Raw genomic sequence first — 16650 nt, forward strand, 5'->3', positions numbered from 1 at the left:
CCATCCGGCTGCGCACCCGCTCCGGCCCGCCAGGCAAGCGGGCGACATGCGGGGTCGCAGGCGGCGGCTATGCTGCGCCGCGCGCCGTTGCACTCCCTGCGATCCATGACCGACATCGAAATCCACACCCAACCGCTGCTTCGTGCCATCGGCTTCGAGCGCCTGCTCACCAGCGACCCGCAAGGCCGCGCACGGGTGCGCTTCGCGCCGCGCGCCGAGTTTGCCCACACCGAGGGCACCGTGGTTCAGGGCGGCTTCGTCACCGCCTGGCTGGACAACGCCATGGCCTTCGCCGTGTTCTCGCGCGAGCGGGGCGTGGGCCTGGCCTCGCTGGAGATCAAGACCAGCTTCCTGGAGGCCGTGCGCGTGGCGCCCGTGGAGGCCGAAGCCCGGGTGATCCGTTGGGGCGGCAGCGTGGTCTTCCTGGAGGCCGAGCTGTTCGACGAGGCCGGGCGCCTGCTGGCGCGTGCGTCGTCCACCGGCAAGCTGTTGCGGCCCCGGCACTGAGACTGCGCGGCGCAGGTGGCGTCGAGGCGGGGTGCTTGCCAAGGGGCTGGTCAGCCGTCTTATTTAAGATGCCGCTCCCTTTTCCCGCGGCGCAAAGCCCAGAGACCTCGCATGAAGAAGATCCTCGTCCTCAACGGCCCCAACCTCAACCTGCTGGGCACGCGCGAACCCGCGCAGTACGGCCATGAAACCCTGGCCGACGTGGAGCGCATGTGCGCCGAGGCGGGCGCCGCGCTGGGCGTGGAGATCGAATGCCGCCAGTCCAACCACGAAGGCGTGTTGCTGGACTGGATCCACGAAGCAGGCCGCGAAGTGGCCGCGGGCCGCATGCTCGGCGTGGTGATGAACCCGGGCGCCTACACCCACACCTCCATCGCGCTGCACGACGCCATCAAGGGCGCCAGCGTGCCGCTGATCGAGCTGCACATCTCCAACGTGCATGCGCGCGAATCCTTCCGCCACCACTCGTACATCTCGCCCGCGGCGCGCGGCATCATCGTCGGGCTGGGCGTGAAGGGCTATCCGCTGGCCATCGAGGCCCTGGTGCGCGTCAGCAGCTGATGGACTGACGGACGGGGGCGCCTGCGGCCGCCGCGCCAGTCTGCCGTCCTCAGGATTCCAGCTTCGTCGTCGCGTCGACCGGCAGCGGCGCTGCCGCGGCGGTACTGTCGCGGCCGATCTCGGGCCAACGTCGGTGCAGCCAGGTCCAGGCGACCAGCCCCACGCCCATCATCAGCAGCGACGACAGCGCCATCGCCATCGGCGAATGCATGACCAGCGGCGCGACCAGGCCCGCCACCACGCCGTTGGCGGTGGAGCCGATCACCGCCTGCAGCGACGAGGCCATGCCGCGGCGCGTGGGATGCAGATCCAGCACCAGCAGCGTCACCACCGGCACCATCAGCGCCCATCCGAAGCCGAACACCGCCAGCGGCCACAGCGCCCACCAGGCCTGCGGCACCAGCAGCGCATTGGCCACCACATTGACCACCGAGGTCAGCAGCATCACCACGAAGCCATCGCGAATCTGGCGCTTGGGCCTGGCCTTGCCCGCCATGCGACCGCTGGCCCATGCGCCGAGCATGATGCCGCCGATGTTGAGCACGAAGAACCAGAAGAACTGCGTGGGCGCCAGACCCAGGTGGTCGCCCAGGAAGGCCGGCGCCGCCAGCACGTAGAGGAAGAGCCCGTTGAAGGGCACGCCACTGGCCAGCGCCAGCAGCAGGAAGCGCGGATCGGAGCACAGCTGCCAGTAGCCGCGCATCAGGTCGCGCACGGCGAAGGGCTGGCGCTGGCTGGTGTGCAGCGTCTCCGGCAGCAGCTTCCAGTTGGCCACCAGCAGCACGATGCCCACCGCCACCAGGAACCAGAAGATGCTGTGCCAACCCGCATGCACCAGCAGGAAGCCGCCGATGATCGGCGCGATGGCCGGCGCCAGGCCGAAGTAGATGGTGATCTGCGCCATCACCTTCTGCGCGTCGGCCGGGGGGAACATGTCGCGCACCACGGCGCGCGACACCACGATGCCCGCGCCCGTCGACAGCCCTTGCAGTGCCCGGAAGAACACCAGCTGCCCGATGGTCTGCGACAGCGCGCAGCCCAGCGAGGCCAGCGTGAAGACCAGCAGGCCCCACAGCACCACCGGCCGGCGGCCGAAGCTGTCCGACAGGGCACCGTGGAACAGGTTCATGAAGGCGAAGCCGAACAGGTAGGCCGACAGCGTCTGCTGCATCTCGGTGGGCGTCGCGCCGATGGAGCGCGCGATGCCCGAGAAGGCCGGGATGTAGGTGTCGATGGAGAAGGGCCCGAGCATGCCCAGCACCGCCAGCAGGATGGCCAGGGCCCAGCGCGGCGCGCGCCAGAGTTGATTGGCGTCAGGATTCATGCGTGTCTCTTTCCTTGGGTCTGCCTGCGGGGGGGGGGCAGGCGGGCGCCGTTCGCGCAACGCGAGAGCAGCCAATGAAAACGGCGCCCCGGCCCTGGTGGGCCGCGGGCGCCGCTTCGGCGGAGCGCTCAGGGCGCGTGCTTACAGCGTGTCGATGAACGAACGCAGCTTGTCCGAGCGGCTCGGGTGCTTGAGCTTGCGCAGCGCCTTGGCCTCGATCTGACGGATGCGCTCGCGGGTCACGTCGAACTGCTTGCCCACTTCTTCCAGCGTGTGGTCGGTGGACATCTCGATGCCGAAGCGCATGCGCAGCACCTTGGCCTCGCGCGGGGTGAGCGAGTCGAGGATGTCCTTGACCACGTCGCGCAGGCCGGCCTGCATGGCGGCTTCGATGGGCGCGGTGTTGTTGGTGTCCTCGATGAAATCGCCCAGGTGCGAATCGTCGTCGTCGCCGATCGGCGTCTCCATGGAGATCGGCTCCTTGGCGATCTTCATGATCTTGCGGATCTTGTCCTCGGGAATCTCCATGCGCTCGGCCAGGATGGACGCATCGGGCTCGAAGCCGAACTCCTGCAAGTGCTGGCGCGAGATGCGGTTCATCTTGTTGATCGTCTCGATCATGTGAACCGGGATGCGGATGGTCCGCGCCTGGTCGGCGATCGAGCGGGTGATGGCCTGACGGATCCACCACGTCGCGTAGGTCGAGAACTTGTAGCCCCGGCGGTATTCGAACTTGTCGACCGCCTTCATCAGGCCGATGTTGCCTTCCTGGATCAGGTCCAGGAACTGCAGGCCGCGGTTGGTGTACTTCTTCGCGATGGAGATCACCAGGCGCAGGTTGGCCTCGATCATCTCCTTCTTGGCGTCGCGCGAGGACTTCTCGCCAGCATTCATGCGGCGGTTGATTTCCTTGAGCTCGGTCAGCGGCACCACCACGCGCGACTGGATGTCGGTCAGCTGCTGCTGCAGCTCCTGCACCGGCGGGATGTTGCGCTGCATGACGGCGCTCCAGGGCTTGCCGGCGGCCGACTGCTTCTCGATCCACTGCAGGTTCAGCAGGTTCGACTGCACGCGGTTGCCGTTCTTGTCGATGCCGCCGAAGTCGCGGATGAAGTCTTCCTGCGGATAGCCGCACTTCTCCACGATGATGCGGCGCAGCTCGCGCTCCTTCTTGCGCACGTCTTCCACCGTGCCGCGCAGCATGTCGCACAGCTTCTCGATGGTCCGCGCGGTGAAGCGGATGGTCATCAGCTGTTCCGACAGGGACTGCTGGGCCTTCTGGTAGGCCGGCGTGCCGTAGCCTTCCTTGTCGTAGATCTTGTGGATCTTTTCGAACAGCGAGGCGATGCTGTCGAAGCGCGACAGCGCCTCGTTCTTCATCTCCTCGAGCTTCTTGGTCAGCGCCTTGGAGCCGCCGTTGCCGTCGTCGTCGTCCTCGGCGTCGAACTCGTCGAAATCTTCCTCGGCCACATAGTCGTCGGCTTCGTTCGGGTTGGAGAAGCCGTCCACCACGGTGGAGATGACGACCTTGCCCTCACGGATGTCGGCGGCCATGCGCAGGATCTCGGCGATGGTGGCCGGCGAGGCGCTGATGGCGGCCATCATGTCCTGCAGGCCGCCTTCGATGCGCTTGGCGATCTCGATCTCACCCTCGCGCGTCAGCAGCTCCACGGTGCCCATCTCGCGCATGTACATGCGCACCGGGTCGGTGGTGCGGCCGAATTCGCTGTCCACGGTGGACAGGGCGGCTTCGGCTTCTTCCTCGGCCTCTTCGACGGTGGCGGCGGTGGGGGTGACGTTGTTCTGGAACAGCGTCTCGGCGTCGGGCGTCGTCTCGTACACCGCCACGCCCAGGTCGTTGAGCATGGTGACCACGACTTCCATGGTCTCGGCGTCGACCAGCTTGTCGGGCAGGTGGTCGGAGATCTCGCCTTGCGTCAGGTAGCCGCGGGTCTTGCCCAGCGTGATCAGCGTCTTCAGGCGCTGGCGGCGCTTGGCCATGTCCTCTTCGGACAGGACGGTCTCGTCCAGGCCGAATTCCTTCATCAAGGCGCGTTCCTTCGCCTTGCTGATCTTCATGCGCAGCGGCTTGGCCTTCTCGACCGTGGCCGTGGTGGTGGCCTCGGGCTCGGGCGTCTCTTCCTCGGCGAACTCGGCTTCGACGTCGGAGAAGTCCTCCTCGACGTCCTTGGCCTCGGCCGCGGCGGCCTTGGGCTTGCGGCCGCGCTTGGCGCCGGTGGTGGCGCCTTCCTTGTCGGCGGCGGCCTTGGGCGGGCGGCCCGGCTTCTTCTTGGCGGGCACGGCGATCTCGTCGGCCGTGGCGGCAGCTGCGGCCTTGGCGGTCGTCTTCTTCAGTTCTTCGGTGGCCTTCTCGGCTTTGGCAGGGGACTTCGTGGCGGGCACTGACTGGGCTTTCGTGGCGGACTTGCCGGCCGCGGTGGTGGTCGCCTTCACAGGCGCGACCACGGCGGCCGAGGTTTTGGTCTTGGCGGCGGGCTTGGCGGCGGCGGTTGTCGTCGTCTTTCCGGACTTTTGAGCAGGCATAGGACCCCAGGGCCCATGAGGACCCACAGAAAGAAAATTGAATCAACAGGCGCCGTCAGGCCGGCGCGGCGAGAGAGTGCCGGTGAGGACGCGGGGACCGCGCTACCGGCACGCCAGGCAAGATGGGGGGGCGAACATTTGGAATGCAAGCCCTTGCGGAAGAAAGGAGGCCGGTCGTGCACTTGGGCATCGGTAGGCCAGGGTCCGGAGGTGCTGCTGTCGCTCTTGCCGAGACGAGCCGTGGATTATACCTTTGTCAATCAATTCCTACGCGCACTGCGGGGGATTGACTGCGCCGTCGGCACGGCTTTGCGCTTCGGAAACAACCCGGCGCGCAGCCGGCTTAGCTGGCGCGCTGCTTCTTCTCTAGCGCCAGGCGGCGCGTGAGCAGTTCCCTGTAGCGGGCGAGTGCCTGCGGATCGCGGCCGGCGGCGGCAATGGCCTCGGTCTCCTGCGTCTTAAGGTGCTCGATCAGCATGCGGTCGAGCAGATCGCGTAGTTCGGCGTTCCACTCGGCATCGGTGGCGGTGCCGGCCGGACCGGCCATCAGGCGCACCGCCATGTCCTCGAAGGCCTGGCCGGCCATGTCGGCGCGCAGTTGCGGCCATTCCAGGGGACCGTATTCGTGCAGGCAGCTTTCCAGCCAGGCGAACAGCGGGCCGTGGGGCGGCGGCAGGCCGCAGAGCAGGGCGTGCTCCTCGCCCGAAAGATGCTCCCAGGCGCCCAGGCGTTCGAGCATCAGGCGCGCGGCATGGTCGGCGCGGCTGGCAGGCTTGGGTCGCGGGCCCGCGGGGCGGGGCGGCGCCGAAGGAAAGGGCCGCTTGCCGCGGCGCTGTGACGACCAGCGCGGCTGCGAGGGCGTGCCGTCACCCCAGGCTGGAGGCATGGATTCGCCATGGAAGTCGGGCGGCTCGTGCTCGTCGCGGGAGGCGGCGGGTGAGGGCGGTGGCGTCTGCCCGGCCCACAGGGCCTGAAGCCCTGCCGGCTCCAGATGCGCGGCCTGGGCGATTTCGGCCAGCAGCTGCTGGCGCAGCGCGCCTTCGGGAAGCGCCTGCCAAAGGGGCCGCGCCTGGCTCGCCATGCGGGCGCGGCCTTCGGCGCTGCCCAGCTCGCAGCCTTCGCGCGCCGCTTCGAGCAGAAAGCGGCTGAGCGGCACGGCCTGCGCCACGGCGCGGGCGAAGCCTTCCTCGCCGTTCTCGCGGATGAAGCTGTCGGGGTCGTGCTCCTCGGGCAGGAAGAGGAACTTGACGCTGCGCACATCGGTGGCGTGGGGCAGGGCCGCCTCCAGCGCCTTGCGGGCCGCGCGGCGGCCGGCGGCGTCGCCGTCGAAGCTGAACACCACCGAATCGGTGAAGCGGAACAGCTTGTGCACATGGTCGTCGGTGCAGGCCGTGCCCAGCGTCGCCACGGCATTCGGAAAGCCGAGCTGGGCCAGCGCCACCACGTCCATGTACCCCTCGGTGACCAGCGCGTAGCCCTGGTCGCGCAGGGCGGTGCGGGCCTCGAACAGGCCGTAGAGCTCGCGGCCCTTGCTGAAGACCGGCGTCTCCGGCGAATTGAGGTACTTGGGCTTTTCGTCGCCCAGCACACGGCCGCCGAAGCCGATGCATTCGCCCTTGACGTTGCGGATCGGGAACATCACCCGGTCGCGGAAGCGGTCGTAGCGTTTGCCATCCTCGCCTTCGTCGCTGGCGATCACCAGGCCGCTTTCGACCAGCAGCGCGTCGGCATAGTCGGGAAAGACGCTGGCCAGCGCCCGCCAGCCCTCGGGCGCGTAGCCCAGCCCGAAGCGCTTGGCGATGGCGCCCGAGACGCCGCGGCGCTTGAGGTAGTCCACGGCGCGCGGCGAATCGCGCAGCAGCCGGCGGTAGGCGTCACCGGCCTTCTCCAGCACGTCGGTGAGCGTGGCCTGCCGCTCGCGGCGGGCGGCCACCTGGGCCTTCTGCTCCGGCGAAAGCGGATCGTCGTCGGGCACCTGCAGGCCGTACTGGCCGGCCAGGTCCTGAACCGCGTCGCGAAAGCCGACGCCCGTGTGCTCCATCAGGAAGCGGATCGCGTCGCCATGGGCCCCGCAGCCGAAGCAGTGATAGAACTGCTTGGTCGGGCTGACCGAGAAGGACGGCGACTTCTCCCCGTGGAAAGGGCACAGCCCCATGAAGTTGGCGCCGCCCTTCTTGAGCTGCACATGGCGCCCGACGATCTCGACGATGTCGGTGCGGGCGAGCAGTTCCTGGATGAAGGATTCGGGGATGGCCATGCGGAAGAACCAACGAAAAAGGGGCGCCTCCGGTCGGATGGCGCCCCCTCGGGCGAGGCGGAAGTATCGGCGAAAAGCCGTCCGCCCGGCCCGTGCAGGGTCAGCGCGGCGCCAGGCGAATGGCGCCGTCCAGGCGGATCACCTCGCCGTTGAGCATGTCGTTCTCGATGATGTGCCTGGCCAGCTTCGCGTAATCCGCCGGCGTGCCCAGGCGCGAGGGGAAGGGCACGCTGGCGGCCAGCGCGTCCTGCACCTCCTGCGGCATGCCGAAGAGCATGGGCGTGCCGAAGATGCCGGGCGCGATGGTCATGTTGCGGATGCCGCTGCGCGCGAGGTCGCGGGCGATGGGCAGCGTCATGCCCACCACGCCGCCCTTGCTGGCGCTGTACGCGGCCTGGCCGATCTGGCCGTCGTAGGCGGCCACGCTGGCGGTGGAAATCAGCACGCCGCGCTCGCCGGTGGCCTCGGGCTCGTTCTTCGCCATGGCGTCGGCGGCCAGGCGGATCATGTTGAAACTGCCCAGCAGGTTGACGCGCAGCGTCTTCTCGAAGACGGCCAGAGCGTGCGGGCCGTTCTTGCCCACGGTCTTCTCGGCTGGTGCGATGCCGGCGCAGTTGACCAGGCCCACGAGCTTGCCGAGTTCCAGCGCCGCGGCCACCACAGCCTGGCCGTCGGCCTCCTGGCTCACGTCGCAGCGCACGAAGCGCCCGCCGATCTCGGCGGCGACGGCCTCACCCTTGTCCGCCTGCATGTCGGCGATGACGACCTTCGCGCCGTGCTCAGCCAGCATGCGCGCCGTGCCTTCGCCGAGGCCCGACGCGCCGCCGGTGACGATGAAAACCCTGTCCTTGATCTGCATGGATGCTGTCTCCTTGTTGCGGGCAAAACCGCCATGATAGGAGCGGGCGCGCTGGCGCCGGCGGACGAAAAAAAGCCCCGCCGAGGCGGGGCCGAATGGATCCCGTGAGGACCCAAGGAGACAACCAGCAAGAAATCAGCGCTTGGCGGTGGCCGTCTTCGTGGCGGTCTTGGCGGCGTTCATGGCCTGCGTCGAGACGGCGTTGAAGTTGGCTTCGGCCACGTCGGAGGCCTGCTTGACGGCCTTCTGCACGGATTCGAAGGCGTTGTTGGCGGCGGCCACGGCGCTCTTCATCATGGCGACGGCGGTTTCGGAGCCGGCCGGGGCGTTCTTGGCGGCGCTGTCGATCAGGCCGACCATGGCTTGTTGGGCTTCCACGGCCTTGCTCTCGAAGGCCTTGGTGAATTCGGCGCTGGTGCCCTGGGCGATGTCGTACAGGTGGCGGCTGTAGGCGGCGGTCTTCTCGGCCATCGGCTGCATCATGCTGGCTTGCAGGGCCAGCAGTTCCTGCGCGTCCTTGGCGCCCAGCACGGCGTGGGCCGTGCCAGCGGCTTCGCTCAGGGCGGCCTTGGAGGCGGTCACGTTCAGCTCGATGAGCTTTTCCATGCCTTCGAAGGCCTTGGTCGTCAGACCGAACAGCGTGTCGATGTTGGCCTTCTGGGCGGCGATGATCTGGTCGGCGGTGAGTGCCATGGTGAGCTCCTGGAGGTGGTGGAAGTGGGGTTGCCGCGTTTGCTGCGCTGCAACATGGGATGAAGTATGGCAGCGGCACGTGGCGATCTCAAGGGGTTTTGCTGCGATGCAGCATTTTTAGGTGACAGCCCCTATTCGGGGCGCCCGGCAGAATCGCCGCCCATGAGCAGCGCCCGCCCCACGCCCCAGCCGCGCGACCATTACCGCGCCTTCCGTCCGATCACCACCCGCTGGATGGACAACGACATCTACGGGCATGTCAACAACGTCGTCTACTACAGCTGGTTCGACACGGCGGTGAACGCGCTGCTGATCGAGCGCGGCGCCCTGGATATCCACCAGGGCAGCACCATCGGCTTCGTCGTCGAGACGCAGTGCAACTATTTCGCGCCGCTGGCCTTCCCTCAGGCCATCGAGGCCGGCGTGCGCGTGGCGCACGTGGGCAGCAGCAGCGTGCGCTACGAGGTCGGACTGTTCGCCGAAGGGGCGCCAACCGCTGCGGCCCAGGGCCACTTCGTGCATGTCTATGTCGACCGGGCCACGCAGCGGCCGGTGGCTTTGCCCCCGGCCTTGCTCGCGGTGCTCGACACCCTGCGCTGACGGGGGCGTCTTCAAGACGGAAAAGGCAGCCCCGCCCGGGACCGCCCATAAAAAAGCGGCACCCGAAGGTGCCGCCAAAGCGCTTCCGTCAAACGCGAGGAGACAAATTACTTCTTGGCGACCATGGCCTTGATGTCGGCCTTGGCCTTCTCATGGTCGGCCTTGGCCTGCGACTGGCAGGCGTTCTTGGCATCGCCGCTCATGTCGTCGCACTTTTCCTTGGCCACGTCGTAGGCAGCATCGGCCTTGGCCTCGGCAACCTTCTTGGCGTGGCTGTTGCTGGGCTTGTAGGACTGCTCCAGTTCGGCCTTGGCGATGTTTTCCTTGCCCTTGGCTTCCTTCTCGCACACGTCCTTGGCGTTGTCCTTCAGCGTGTCGCACTGGGCCTTGTCGGCCTTGTACTGGGCGGAGATCTTGTCCTTCTCGGCCTTGTACTCGTCCTTGGTCATGGCGCTGGCCTGGACGGCGCCGAACAGGCAGCCGGTGGCAATGGCGAGGGTGAGTGCGGTCTTCTTCATGGTGTGGTGCTCCTTGGGCAACGATTGAAATTCGGTTGTTCGGGTTCGGAGGAAGTGGCGCAGCGCGCTCAGTACTTTTCCATCCACAGGGCGGCGGGGGTGCGGCCTTCGGCGCTTTCCCAGGCCTTGACTTGCGCTTCTGCCTCGTCGCGGCTGATGCCATGACGTTCCTGGATCTTGCCCAGCAGCTGGTCGCGCTTGCCGGCCACGACGTCGAAGTCGTCGTCGGTCAGCTTGCCCCATTGCTCCTTGACCTTGCCCTTCAACTGCTTCCAGTTGCCTTCGATGATGTCCTTGTTCATGGGATCTCCTTTGGGTTGCTTGCGGGGCCCTGTCGGTGCCGCCGTGCTATGCACTGTGGTGGGGGTACGGTGCCGCCCCGGTAGGACGCCCAAAGGATGGCTCGTAGGCGCAGGCGCACCATGACCGTGATAATCCGTCTCACCATTTCCGGTGCCGGAAAGCCAGCCTTTCCGGGGAGACAACCGCGCCGCCCCGCGCCGAGCCGTTTTCATGATCATCCAGAGCCTTCTCGACACCGACCTGTACAAGTTCACGATGATGCAGGTGGTGCTCCACCACTTCCCGGGCGCCAAGGTCGAGTACCGCTTCAAGTGCCGCAACCCGGGTGTGAACCTGGCGCGCTTCGCGGCCGAGATCCGCGAGGAGGTACGGGCCCTGTGCAGCGTGCAGTTCAAGGACGCCGAGCTGGCCTACCTGCGCTCCATGCGCTTCATCAAGAGCGACTTCGTCGACTTCCTGGGCCTGTTCCGGCTCAACGAGAAGTACATCGAGATCGTGCCCGACGCGGCCACCGGCGAGATCGACATCCACATCAAGGGCCCGTGGCTGCACACCATCCTGTTCGAGATCCCGGTGCTGGCCATCGTCAACGAGGTGTACTTCCGCAATACGCAGCGGCAGCCCGACCTGGAGGAAGGCCGCCGGCGCCTGCAGGCCAAGATCGGGCAGTTGAAGGAAGCGGGCCTGGAAGACCTCAAGATCGCCGACTACGGCACCCGCCGGCGCTTCTCCAAGACCTGGCATGAGGAGGTGCTGCGGACGCTGACGGCCGAACTGGGCGCCGTGAGCCCGCAGCCGCGCGCTGCGGAGCGGCTGCCGCAGTTCGCCGGCACCAGCAACGTGCTGTTCGCGATGAAGCTCGGCCTGCTTCCGCTGGGCACCATGGCCCACGAGTACCTGCAGGCCTGCCAGGCCCTGGGCCCGCGGCTGCGCGACAGCCAGATCTACGGCTTCGAGATGTGGGCCCGCGAGTACCGCGGCGACCTGGGCATCGCGCTGTCCGACGTCTACGGCATGAGCGCCTTCCTGCGCGACTTCGACCTGTACTTCTGCAAGCTCTTCGACGGCGCCCGGCACGACAGCGGCGACCCCTTCGAATGGGGCGAGCGCATGATTGCCCACTACGTGGCCAACCGGGTCGATCCGCACACCAAGACGCTGATCTTCAGCGACGGCCTGACGGTGCCGCGCACCATCGAGCTCTATCGCCAGTTCCGCGGCCGCTGCCAGCTGGCCTTCGGCATCGGCACCAACCTCACCAACGACCTGGGCTACGAGCCGCTGCAGATCGTCATCAAGATGATCCGCTGCAACGGCCAGCCTGTCGCCAAGCTGTCGGACACGCCGGGCAAGGGCATGTGCGACGACGAGAAGTACCTGGCCTACCTGCGTCAGGTGTTCGAGATCCCCCAGCCCGCCACGCCTTGACCAACGCCAACGTGACTTCGCTTCTTCGCCGGATCCGCCCCTCGCGGGCTTTCATGGGGGCTGCACTGGCAGCCCCCGCGCTTTCGCAGGCGGCCACCTTCGACGGTGCCGCGCTGTCGCCGCTGTGGGGCCTGCCCTTCGCGGGCATCCTGCTGTCGATTGCACTGATGCCGCTGTTGGTGCCCACCTTCTGGCACCACCATTTCGGCAAGGTGGCGGCAGCCTGGGCGCTGGCCTTCCTGCTGCCCTTCGCGGCCGTCTTCGGGCCAGGCCTCGCCGGCGCGCAGGTGGTGCACGCGCTGCTGGCCGAGTACATCCCCTTCATCGTACTGCTGACGGCGCTGTTCACGGTGTCGGGCGGCATCTACATCCGCGGCAACCTGCACGGCTCTCCGGGGCTCAACACCGGGCTGCTGGCCATCGGAGGCCTGCTGGCCAGCATCATGGGCACCACGGGTGCGTCGATGCTGCTGATCCGTCCGCTCATCCGTGCCAACGACAACCGCAGGCACAAGGCGCATGTGGTGGTGTTCTTCATCTTCATCGTCTCCAACGTGGGCGGTTCGCTCACACCGCTGGGCGACCCGCCGCTGTTCCTGGGCTTCCTCAAGGGCGTGGACTTCTTCTGGACCACCTGGCACCTGCTGCCCGACACGGGCTTCGTCCTGCTGTGCCTGCTGGGCATCTTCTTCGTGCTCGACCGCTTCTATTACCGCAACGAAGGCGTGATGCCCGTCGACCCCACGCCCGACACGCGCGGCGTGCGCTTCGAGGGCCAGGTCAACTTCGCGCTGCTGGCGGTGGTGCTGGGCCTGGTGCTGCTGAGCGGCCTGTGGAAGAGCCCGGTGGTGTTCGACGTCGCCGGCACGCCCGTGGGCCTGCCGGGGCTGGTGCGCGACGTGGGCCTGGTCGGCGTGACGCTGCTGTCGCTGGCGCTGACGAAGCGCGAGGTGCACGAGGCCAACCAGTTCGGCTGGGGCCCCATGCTGGAGGTGGCCAAGCTCTTCGCCGGCATCTTCCTGACCATCGTGCCGGTGATCGCCATGCTGCGTGCCGGCACGGCCGGCCCCTTCGGCGCCGTGGTGTCGGCCGTGACCCGGCCCGACGGCCAGCCCGAGCCCGCCATGTACTTCTGGGCCACGGGGCTGCTGAGCTCCTTCCTGGACAACGCGCCGACCTACCTGGTGTTCTTCAACACCGCGGGTGGCGACCCCGCCACCCTCATGACCACCCATGCCGCGACCCTGGCCGCCATCTCGGCCGGTGCCGTGTTCATGGGCGCCAACAGCTACATCGGCAACGCGCCCAACCTGATGGTCAAGGCCATCGCCGAGGACCGCGGCGTGCGCATGCCCAGCTTCTTCGGCTACATGGCGTGGTCGGGCGCGGTGCTGCTACCGCTGTTCGTGCTCGTCACCTTCATCTTCTTCCGCTGAGCGGGGCGCGGCCGTTGGCGGCCGACCCGCATCGGCGGCTCTTTCGAAAAACGGAAACATCCATGAGCAAGCCCGCCGTCCTCGTCGCCCGCGCCGTCTTTCCCGAAGCCGTGGCGCGGCTCGCCGAGCATTTCGAGGTCGAGGCCAATCCCGCCGACGATCTCTGGTCCAAGGCCGAACTGATCCGCCGCCTGCAGGGCAAGGTGGGCGTGTTCACCACCGGCAGCGAGCGCATCGACGCCGAGGTGCTCGACGCCTGCCCGCAGCTGCGCATCTGCGCCAACATGGCGGTGGGCTTCAACAACTTCGACGTGGACGCCATGACGGCCCGCGGCGTGCTGGGCACCAATGCGCCCGACGTGCTGACCGAGACCACGGCCGACTTCGGCTTCGCGCTGCTGATGGCCACGGCCCGCCGCATCACCGAGAGCGAGCATTTCCTGCGCGCCGGCCAGTGGACCAAGTGGTCCTTCGACATGTTCGCCGGCGCCGAGGTGCATGGCAGCACGCTGGGCATCCTGGGCATGGGCCGCATCGGCCAGGGCATCGCCCGCCGCGGCGCGCACGGCTTCGGCATGAAGGTGGTCTACCACAACCGCTCGCGCCTCTCGCCCGAGCTGGAGACCGAATGCAAGGCGACGTATGTCGCCAAGGACGAGTTGCTGCGCACCGCCGACCACCTGGTGCTGGTGCTGCCCTACACGCCCGCCAACCACCACAGCATCGGCGCGGCCGAGCTGGCGCAGATGAAGCCGACGGCCACGCTGGTCAACATCGCCCGCGGCGGCATCGTGGACGACGCGGCCCTTGCCCAGGCGCTGAAGGACCGGCGCATCGCCGCCGCCGGCCTCGACGTGTTCGAGGGCGAGCCCAAGGTGCACCCCGACCTGCTCGCCGTGCCCAACGTGGTGCTCACGCCCCACATCGCCAGTTCCACGACCGCCACCCGCCGTGCCATGGCCGACCTGGCCGTGGACAACCTGATCGCCTTCCTCACCACCGGCCAGCCGCGCACGCCCGTCAATCCGCAGGTGCTGGGCCGGGTGCGCGGTCAATGACGGAGGCGATGACGCTGCAGGACTGGCTGCTGCTGGGTCTTGGGCTGCTGAACCTCCTACTGCTGGCCGTGCTGCTGCTGCGCCGGCCCGCCGAGCCCGACGTAGGGCAACTGGCGGCCCCGATCCAGGCGCTGCTGGAGCGCAACGAACGCGCACTGCGCCGCGAGATCGCCGACAACGCCCGCGCCGGCCGCCAGGAAAGCGCCGCCGCGCTGGCTACCTTCCAGCAGACCCTGCTGGCCCAGGGCGCCGAGGCCACGCGGACGCAGAACGCGCAGCTCGATGCTTTCGCGCAGCAGATCGGCACGCTCCGCCAGTCGCTGGCCGAGACGCTCACCCGCCAGCTGCAGGGCCTGAGCGAATCCAATGCCCGCCGCATCGCCGAGGTGCGCACGACCATGGAGACGCAGCTGGCCCAGTTGCAGGCCAGCAACAGCGCCAAGCTGGAGGAGATGCGCCAGACGGTCGACGAAAAGCTGCAGAGCACCCTCGAAGCGCGACTGGGCGAGAGCTTCCGCCAGGTGGCCGAGCGGCTGGAGCAGGTCTACAAGGGCCTGGGCGAGATGCAGACGCTGGCCCAGGGCGTGGGCGACCTCAAGCACCTGCTGACCAACGTCAAGACCCGCGGCATGTTCGGTGAGGCCCAACTGGCCGCGCTGCTGGAGCAGGTGCTGGCGCCCGAGCAGTACGCGGCCCAGGTCGCCACCCATCCGGAGTCGCGCCAGGTGGTGGACTTCGCCATCCGACTGCCGGGCCGAAGCGCCGACGGCACGCCGGTGTGGCTGCCCATCGACGCGAAGTTTCCCAACGAGGACTACGAGCGCCTGCTCGATGCCCAGCAGCGCGCCGACGCCCTGGCGGTGGAGGTGGCGGCCAAGGCGCTGGAGACGCGCATCCGCCTGGAGGCGCGCGGCATCCACGAGAAGTACGTGTGCCCGCCGCACACCACCGACTTCGCCATCCTCTTCCTGCCCACCGAGGGCCTGTATGCCGAGGTGCTGCGCCGGCCGGGCCTGATGGAAGCGCTGCAGCGCGACCACCGTGTGACGCTGGCGGGCCCCACGACGCTGCTGGCCATGCTCAATTCGCTGCAGATGGGCTTTCGCACCCTGGCGCTCGAAAAGCGCAGCAGCGAGGTCTGGCAGGTGCTGGGCGCCGTGAAGACCGAGTTCATGAAGTTCGGCGAGGTGCTGGACAAGGTCAAGCGCCAGACGCAGACCGTGCTCAACACGCTGGACCAGACGCAGACCCGCACCAATGTGCTGACGCGCAAGCTGCGCAGCGTCGAGGCCCTGCCCGATGCCCAGGCGCAGCAGCTGCTGCCCACGGTGGCCGAGGCGGCGGCCGACGCAGAAGAGTCCGAGGAGGGCGGCGCGCCGTGAGCGGCGCCGAACTCGCGCGATTGATCGCGGCGCAGGTCTGCCTGCACGCCACCATGGCCGGCATCCGGCTGGCGGCGCCGCTGCTGGCGCTGCAGCAAGGGCACGGTGCCGCCTCGGTGGGCGTGCTGATCGCGCTGTTCGCGCTGACGCAGGTCTTCCTGGCCCTGCCGGCCGGCCGCTACGTGGACCGGCATGGCCTGAAGCGGCCGATGGCGATGGCCGTGACCGCCGCCTTCGTCGGGGCATTGCTGCCGCTGCTGTGGCCGGCCTTTCCGGCCATGTGCGTGTCGGCCCTGCTCACCGGCGGTGCCACCGGCGCCACGGTCATCGCGCTGCAACGGCATGTGGGCCGGGCGGCGCAGGGCACGGCGCAATTGCGGCAGGTGTTCAGCTGGCTGGCCATCGCGCCGGCCGGTGCCAACTTCTTCGGACCCTTCGCGGCCGGCCTGCTGATCGACCATGCCGGCAGCACGGCCGGCGATGCGCGGGCCTACGCGATCTGCTTCGCTTTCCTGGCGACGCTGCCGCTGGCGTGCTGGATGCTGGTGCGGCCCACGCGGGAAGCGCCTTCGGCCGCGCCCGCCGTGCATGCGCCCGGCACCCGCGCCTGGGACCTGCTGCGCGAGCCCATGTTCCGGCGCCTGCTGTTCGTCAACTGGATGCAGTCCTGCAGCTGGGACGTGCATGCCTTCGTGCTGCCGCTGCTGGGTCACGAGCGGGGGCTGGGCGCCTCGGTCATCGGCACCCTGCTGGGTGGCTTCGCGATCGCGGCGGCGCTGGTGCGCATGCTGCTGCCGGTGCTGGCGGCGCGGGCCACCGAGCGGCAGGTGATTCTGACCTCCAACCTGGTGGTGCTGGCCGTGTTCGCGCTCTATCCGCTGCTGCGCGATCCGTGGGCGATGGGGGCCTGCTCCGTGCTGCTGGGCTTCGCGCTCGGCGCCGTGCAGCCTATGGTGATGAGCATGCTGCACCAGATCACGCCGCATCACCGCCAGGGTGAGGCGCTGGGGCTGCGGCTCATGACCATTAATGCGTCGAGCGTGGTGATGCCGTTGCTCTTCGGCTCGCTGGGCGCGCTGATCGGCGTGGCCGGCGTGTTCTGGGTGGTGGGCGCGGTGATGGCGGTGGGCACGCCGGCCGTGCGGGGGCTGCAGGCGCCCGACGACCACCGCGGCTGAGC

General features: G+C 68.2%; 15 protein-coding genes. 8 read left to right on the forward strand and 7 right to left on the reverse strand.

The features are described from left to right. Positions 1–105 precede the first annotated feature (105 nt). Entirely contained in the window at positions 106–507 is a 402-nt protein-coding gene (locus tag ABIC63_RS11575) for a PaaI family thioesterase (protein WP_294368888.1), read from the forward strand. A 111-nt stretch (positions 508–618) separates the two neighbouring features. Continuing rightward, on the forward strand, positions 619–1068 hold the full coding sequence (aroQ, locus tag ABIC63_RS11580; RefSeq protein WP_294368886.1) for a type II 3-dehydroquinate dehydratase: 450 nt from the start codon (positions 619–621) through the stop codon (positions 1066–1068). Positions 1069–1117: 49 nt separating this feature from the next. On the opposite strand, the gene ABIC63_RS11585 is transcribed toward aroQ, so the two are convergent. The 5 genes from ABIC63_RS11585 to ABIC63_RS11605 all read right to left on the reverse strand — a co-directional run bounded on the left by ABIC63_RS11585 (position 1118) and on the right by ABIC63_RS11605 (position 8745). Then, positions 1118–2392 (reverse strand): multidrug effflux MFS transporter, encoded by a 1275-nt coding sequence (locus ABIC63_RS11585; RefSeq protein ID WP_294368883.1) that lies wholly within the window; start codon positions 2390–2392, stop codon positions 1118–1120. Positions 2393–2533: 141 nt separating this feature from the next. Then, a complete protein-coding gene (gene rpoD / locus ABIC63_RS11590; RefSeq protein WP_294368881.1) occupies positions 2534–4936 on the reverse strand; it encodes an RNA polymerase sigma factor RpoD in 2403 nt (800 codons plus the stop codon). Between the two features lie 343 nt (positions 4937–5279). Then, positions 5280–7193, reverse strand: coding sequence for a DNA primase (gene dnaG, locus ABIC63_RS11595; RefSeq protein WP_354319863.1), 1914 nt, complete (start codon positions 7191–7193; stop codon positions 5280–5282). A 100-nt stretch (positions 7194–7293) separates the two neighbouring features. Then, on the reverse strand, positions 7294–8052 hold the full coding sequence (locus ABIC63_RS11600) for a 3-hydroxyacyl-CoA dehydrogenase (RefSeq protein WP_234192601.1): 759 nt from the start codon (positions 8050–8052) through the stop codon (positions 7294–7296). Between the two features lie 135 nt (positions 8053–8187). Beyond that, on the reverse strand, positions 8188–8745 hold the full coding sequence (locus ABIC63_RS11605; RefSeq protein ID WP_017760046.1) for a phasin family protein: 558 nt from the start codon (positions 8743–8745) through the stop codon (positions 8188–8190). A gap of 162 nt (positions 8746–8907) precedes the next feature. On the opposite strand from ABIC63_RS11605, the gene ABIC63_RS11610 reads away from it, so the two are divergent. Beyond that, a complete protein-coding gene (locus ABIC63_RS11610) occupies positions 8908–9345 on the forward strand; it encodes an acyl-CoA thioesterase (RefSeq protein WP_354319864.1) in 438 nt (145 codons plus the stop codon). Positions 9346–9452: 107 nt separating this feature from the next. On the opposite strand, the gene ABIC63_RS11615 is transcribed toward ABIC63_RS11610, so the two are convergent. Beyond that, positions 9453–9863 carry a hypothetical protein gene (locus tag ABIC63_RS11615; RefSeq protein WP_294368873.1) on the reverse strand — a complete coding sequence of 137 codons (411 nt, stop codon included), beginning with the start codon at positions 9861–9863 and terminating at the stop codon, positions 9453–9455. A gap of 68 nt (positions 9864–9931) precedes the next feature. After that, complete coding sequence (locus ABIC63_RS11620; protein ID WP_294368870.1) at positions 9932–10165, reverse strand: CsbD family protein; 234 nt, start codon at positions 10163–10165, stop codon at positions 9932–9934. A 211-nt stretch (positions 10166–10376) separates the two neighbouring features. On the opposite strand from ABIC63_RS11620, the gene pncB reads away from it, so the two are divergent. The 5 genes from pncB to ABIC63_RS11645 all read left to right on the forward strand — a co-directional run bounded on the left by pncB (position 10377) and on the right by ABIC63_RS11645 (position 16648). Then, the gene (gene pncB / locus ABIC63_RS11625) at positions 10377–11594 is read left to right on the forward strand and encodes a nicotinate phosphoribosyltransferase (protein ID WP_354319865.1); all 1218 of its coding nucleotides are present in this window, start codon (positions 10377–10379) and stop codon (positions 11592–11594) included. Between the two features lie 53 nt (positions 11595–11647). Continuing rightward, a complete protein-coding gene (locus tag ABIC63_RS11630; protein WP_354319866.1) occupies positions 11648–13030 on the forward strand; it encodes a sodium:proton antiporter in 1383 nt (460 codons plus the stop codon). Positions 13031–13092: 62 nt separating this feature from the next. Beyond that, positions 13093–14088 carry a 2-hydroxyacid dehydrogenase gene (locus ABIC63_RS11635; protein WP_354319867.1) on the forward strand — a complete coding sequence of 332 codons (996 nt, stop codon included), beginning with the start codon at positions 13093–13095 and terminating at the stop codon, positions 14086–14088. Positions 14089–14096: 8 nt separating this feature from the next. Beyond that, positions 14097–15470, forward strand: a complete 1374-nt coding sequence (locus ABIC63_RS11640; RefSeq protein ID WP_502935865.1) for a DNA recombination protein RmuC — start codon at positions 14097–14099, stop codon at positions 15468–15470. Further along, positions 15467–16648: an MFS transporter gene (locus tag ABIC63_RS11645; RefSeq protein WP_294368859.1), complete on the forward strand. Its 1182-nt coding sequence runs from the start codon at positions 15467–15469 to the stop codon at positions 16646–16648. The genes ABIC63_RS11640 and ABIC63_RS11645 overlap by 4 nt, the downstream gene beginning before the upstream one ends. The last annotated feature ends 2 nt before the right edge of the window (positions 16649–16650 follow it).

The organism is Pseudacidovorax sp. 1753, assembly GCF_040544975.1.
Taxonomy (GTDB): domain Bacteria; phylum Pseudomonadota; class Gammaproteobacteria; order Burkholderiales; family Burkholderiaceae_C; genus Xenophilus.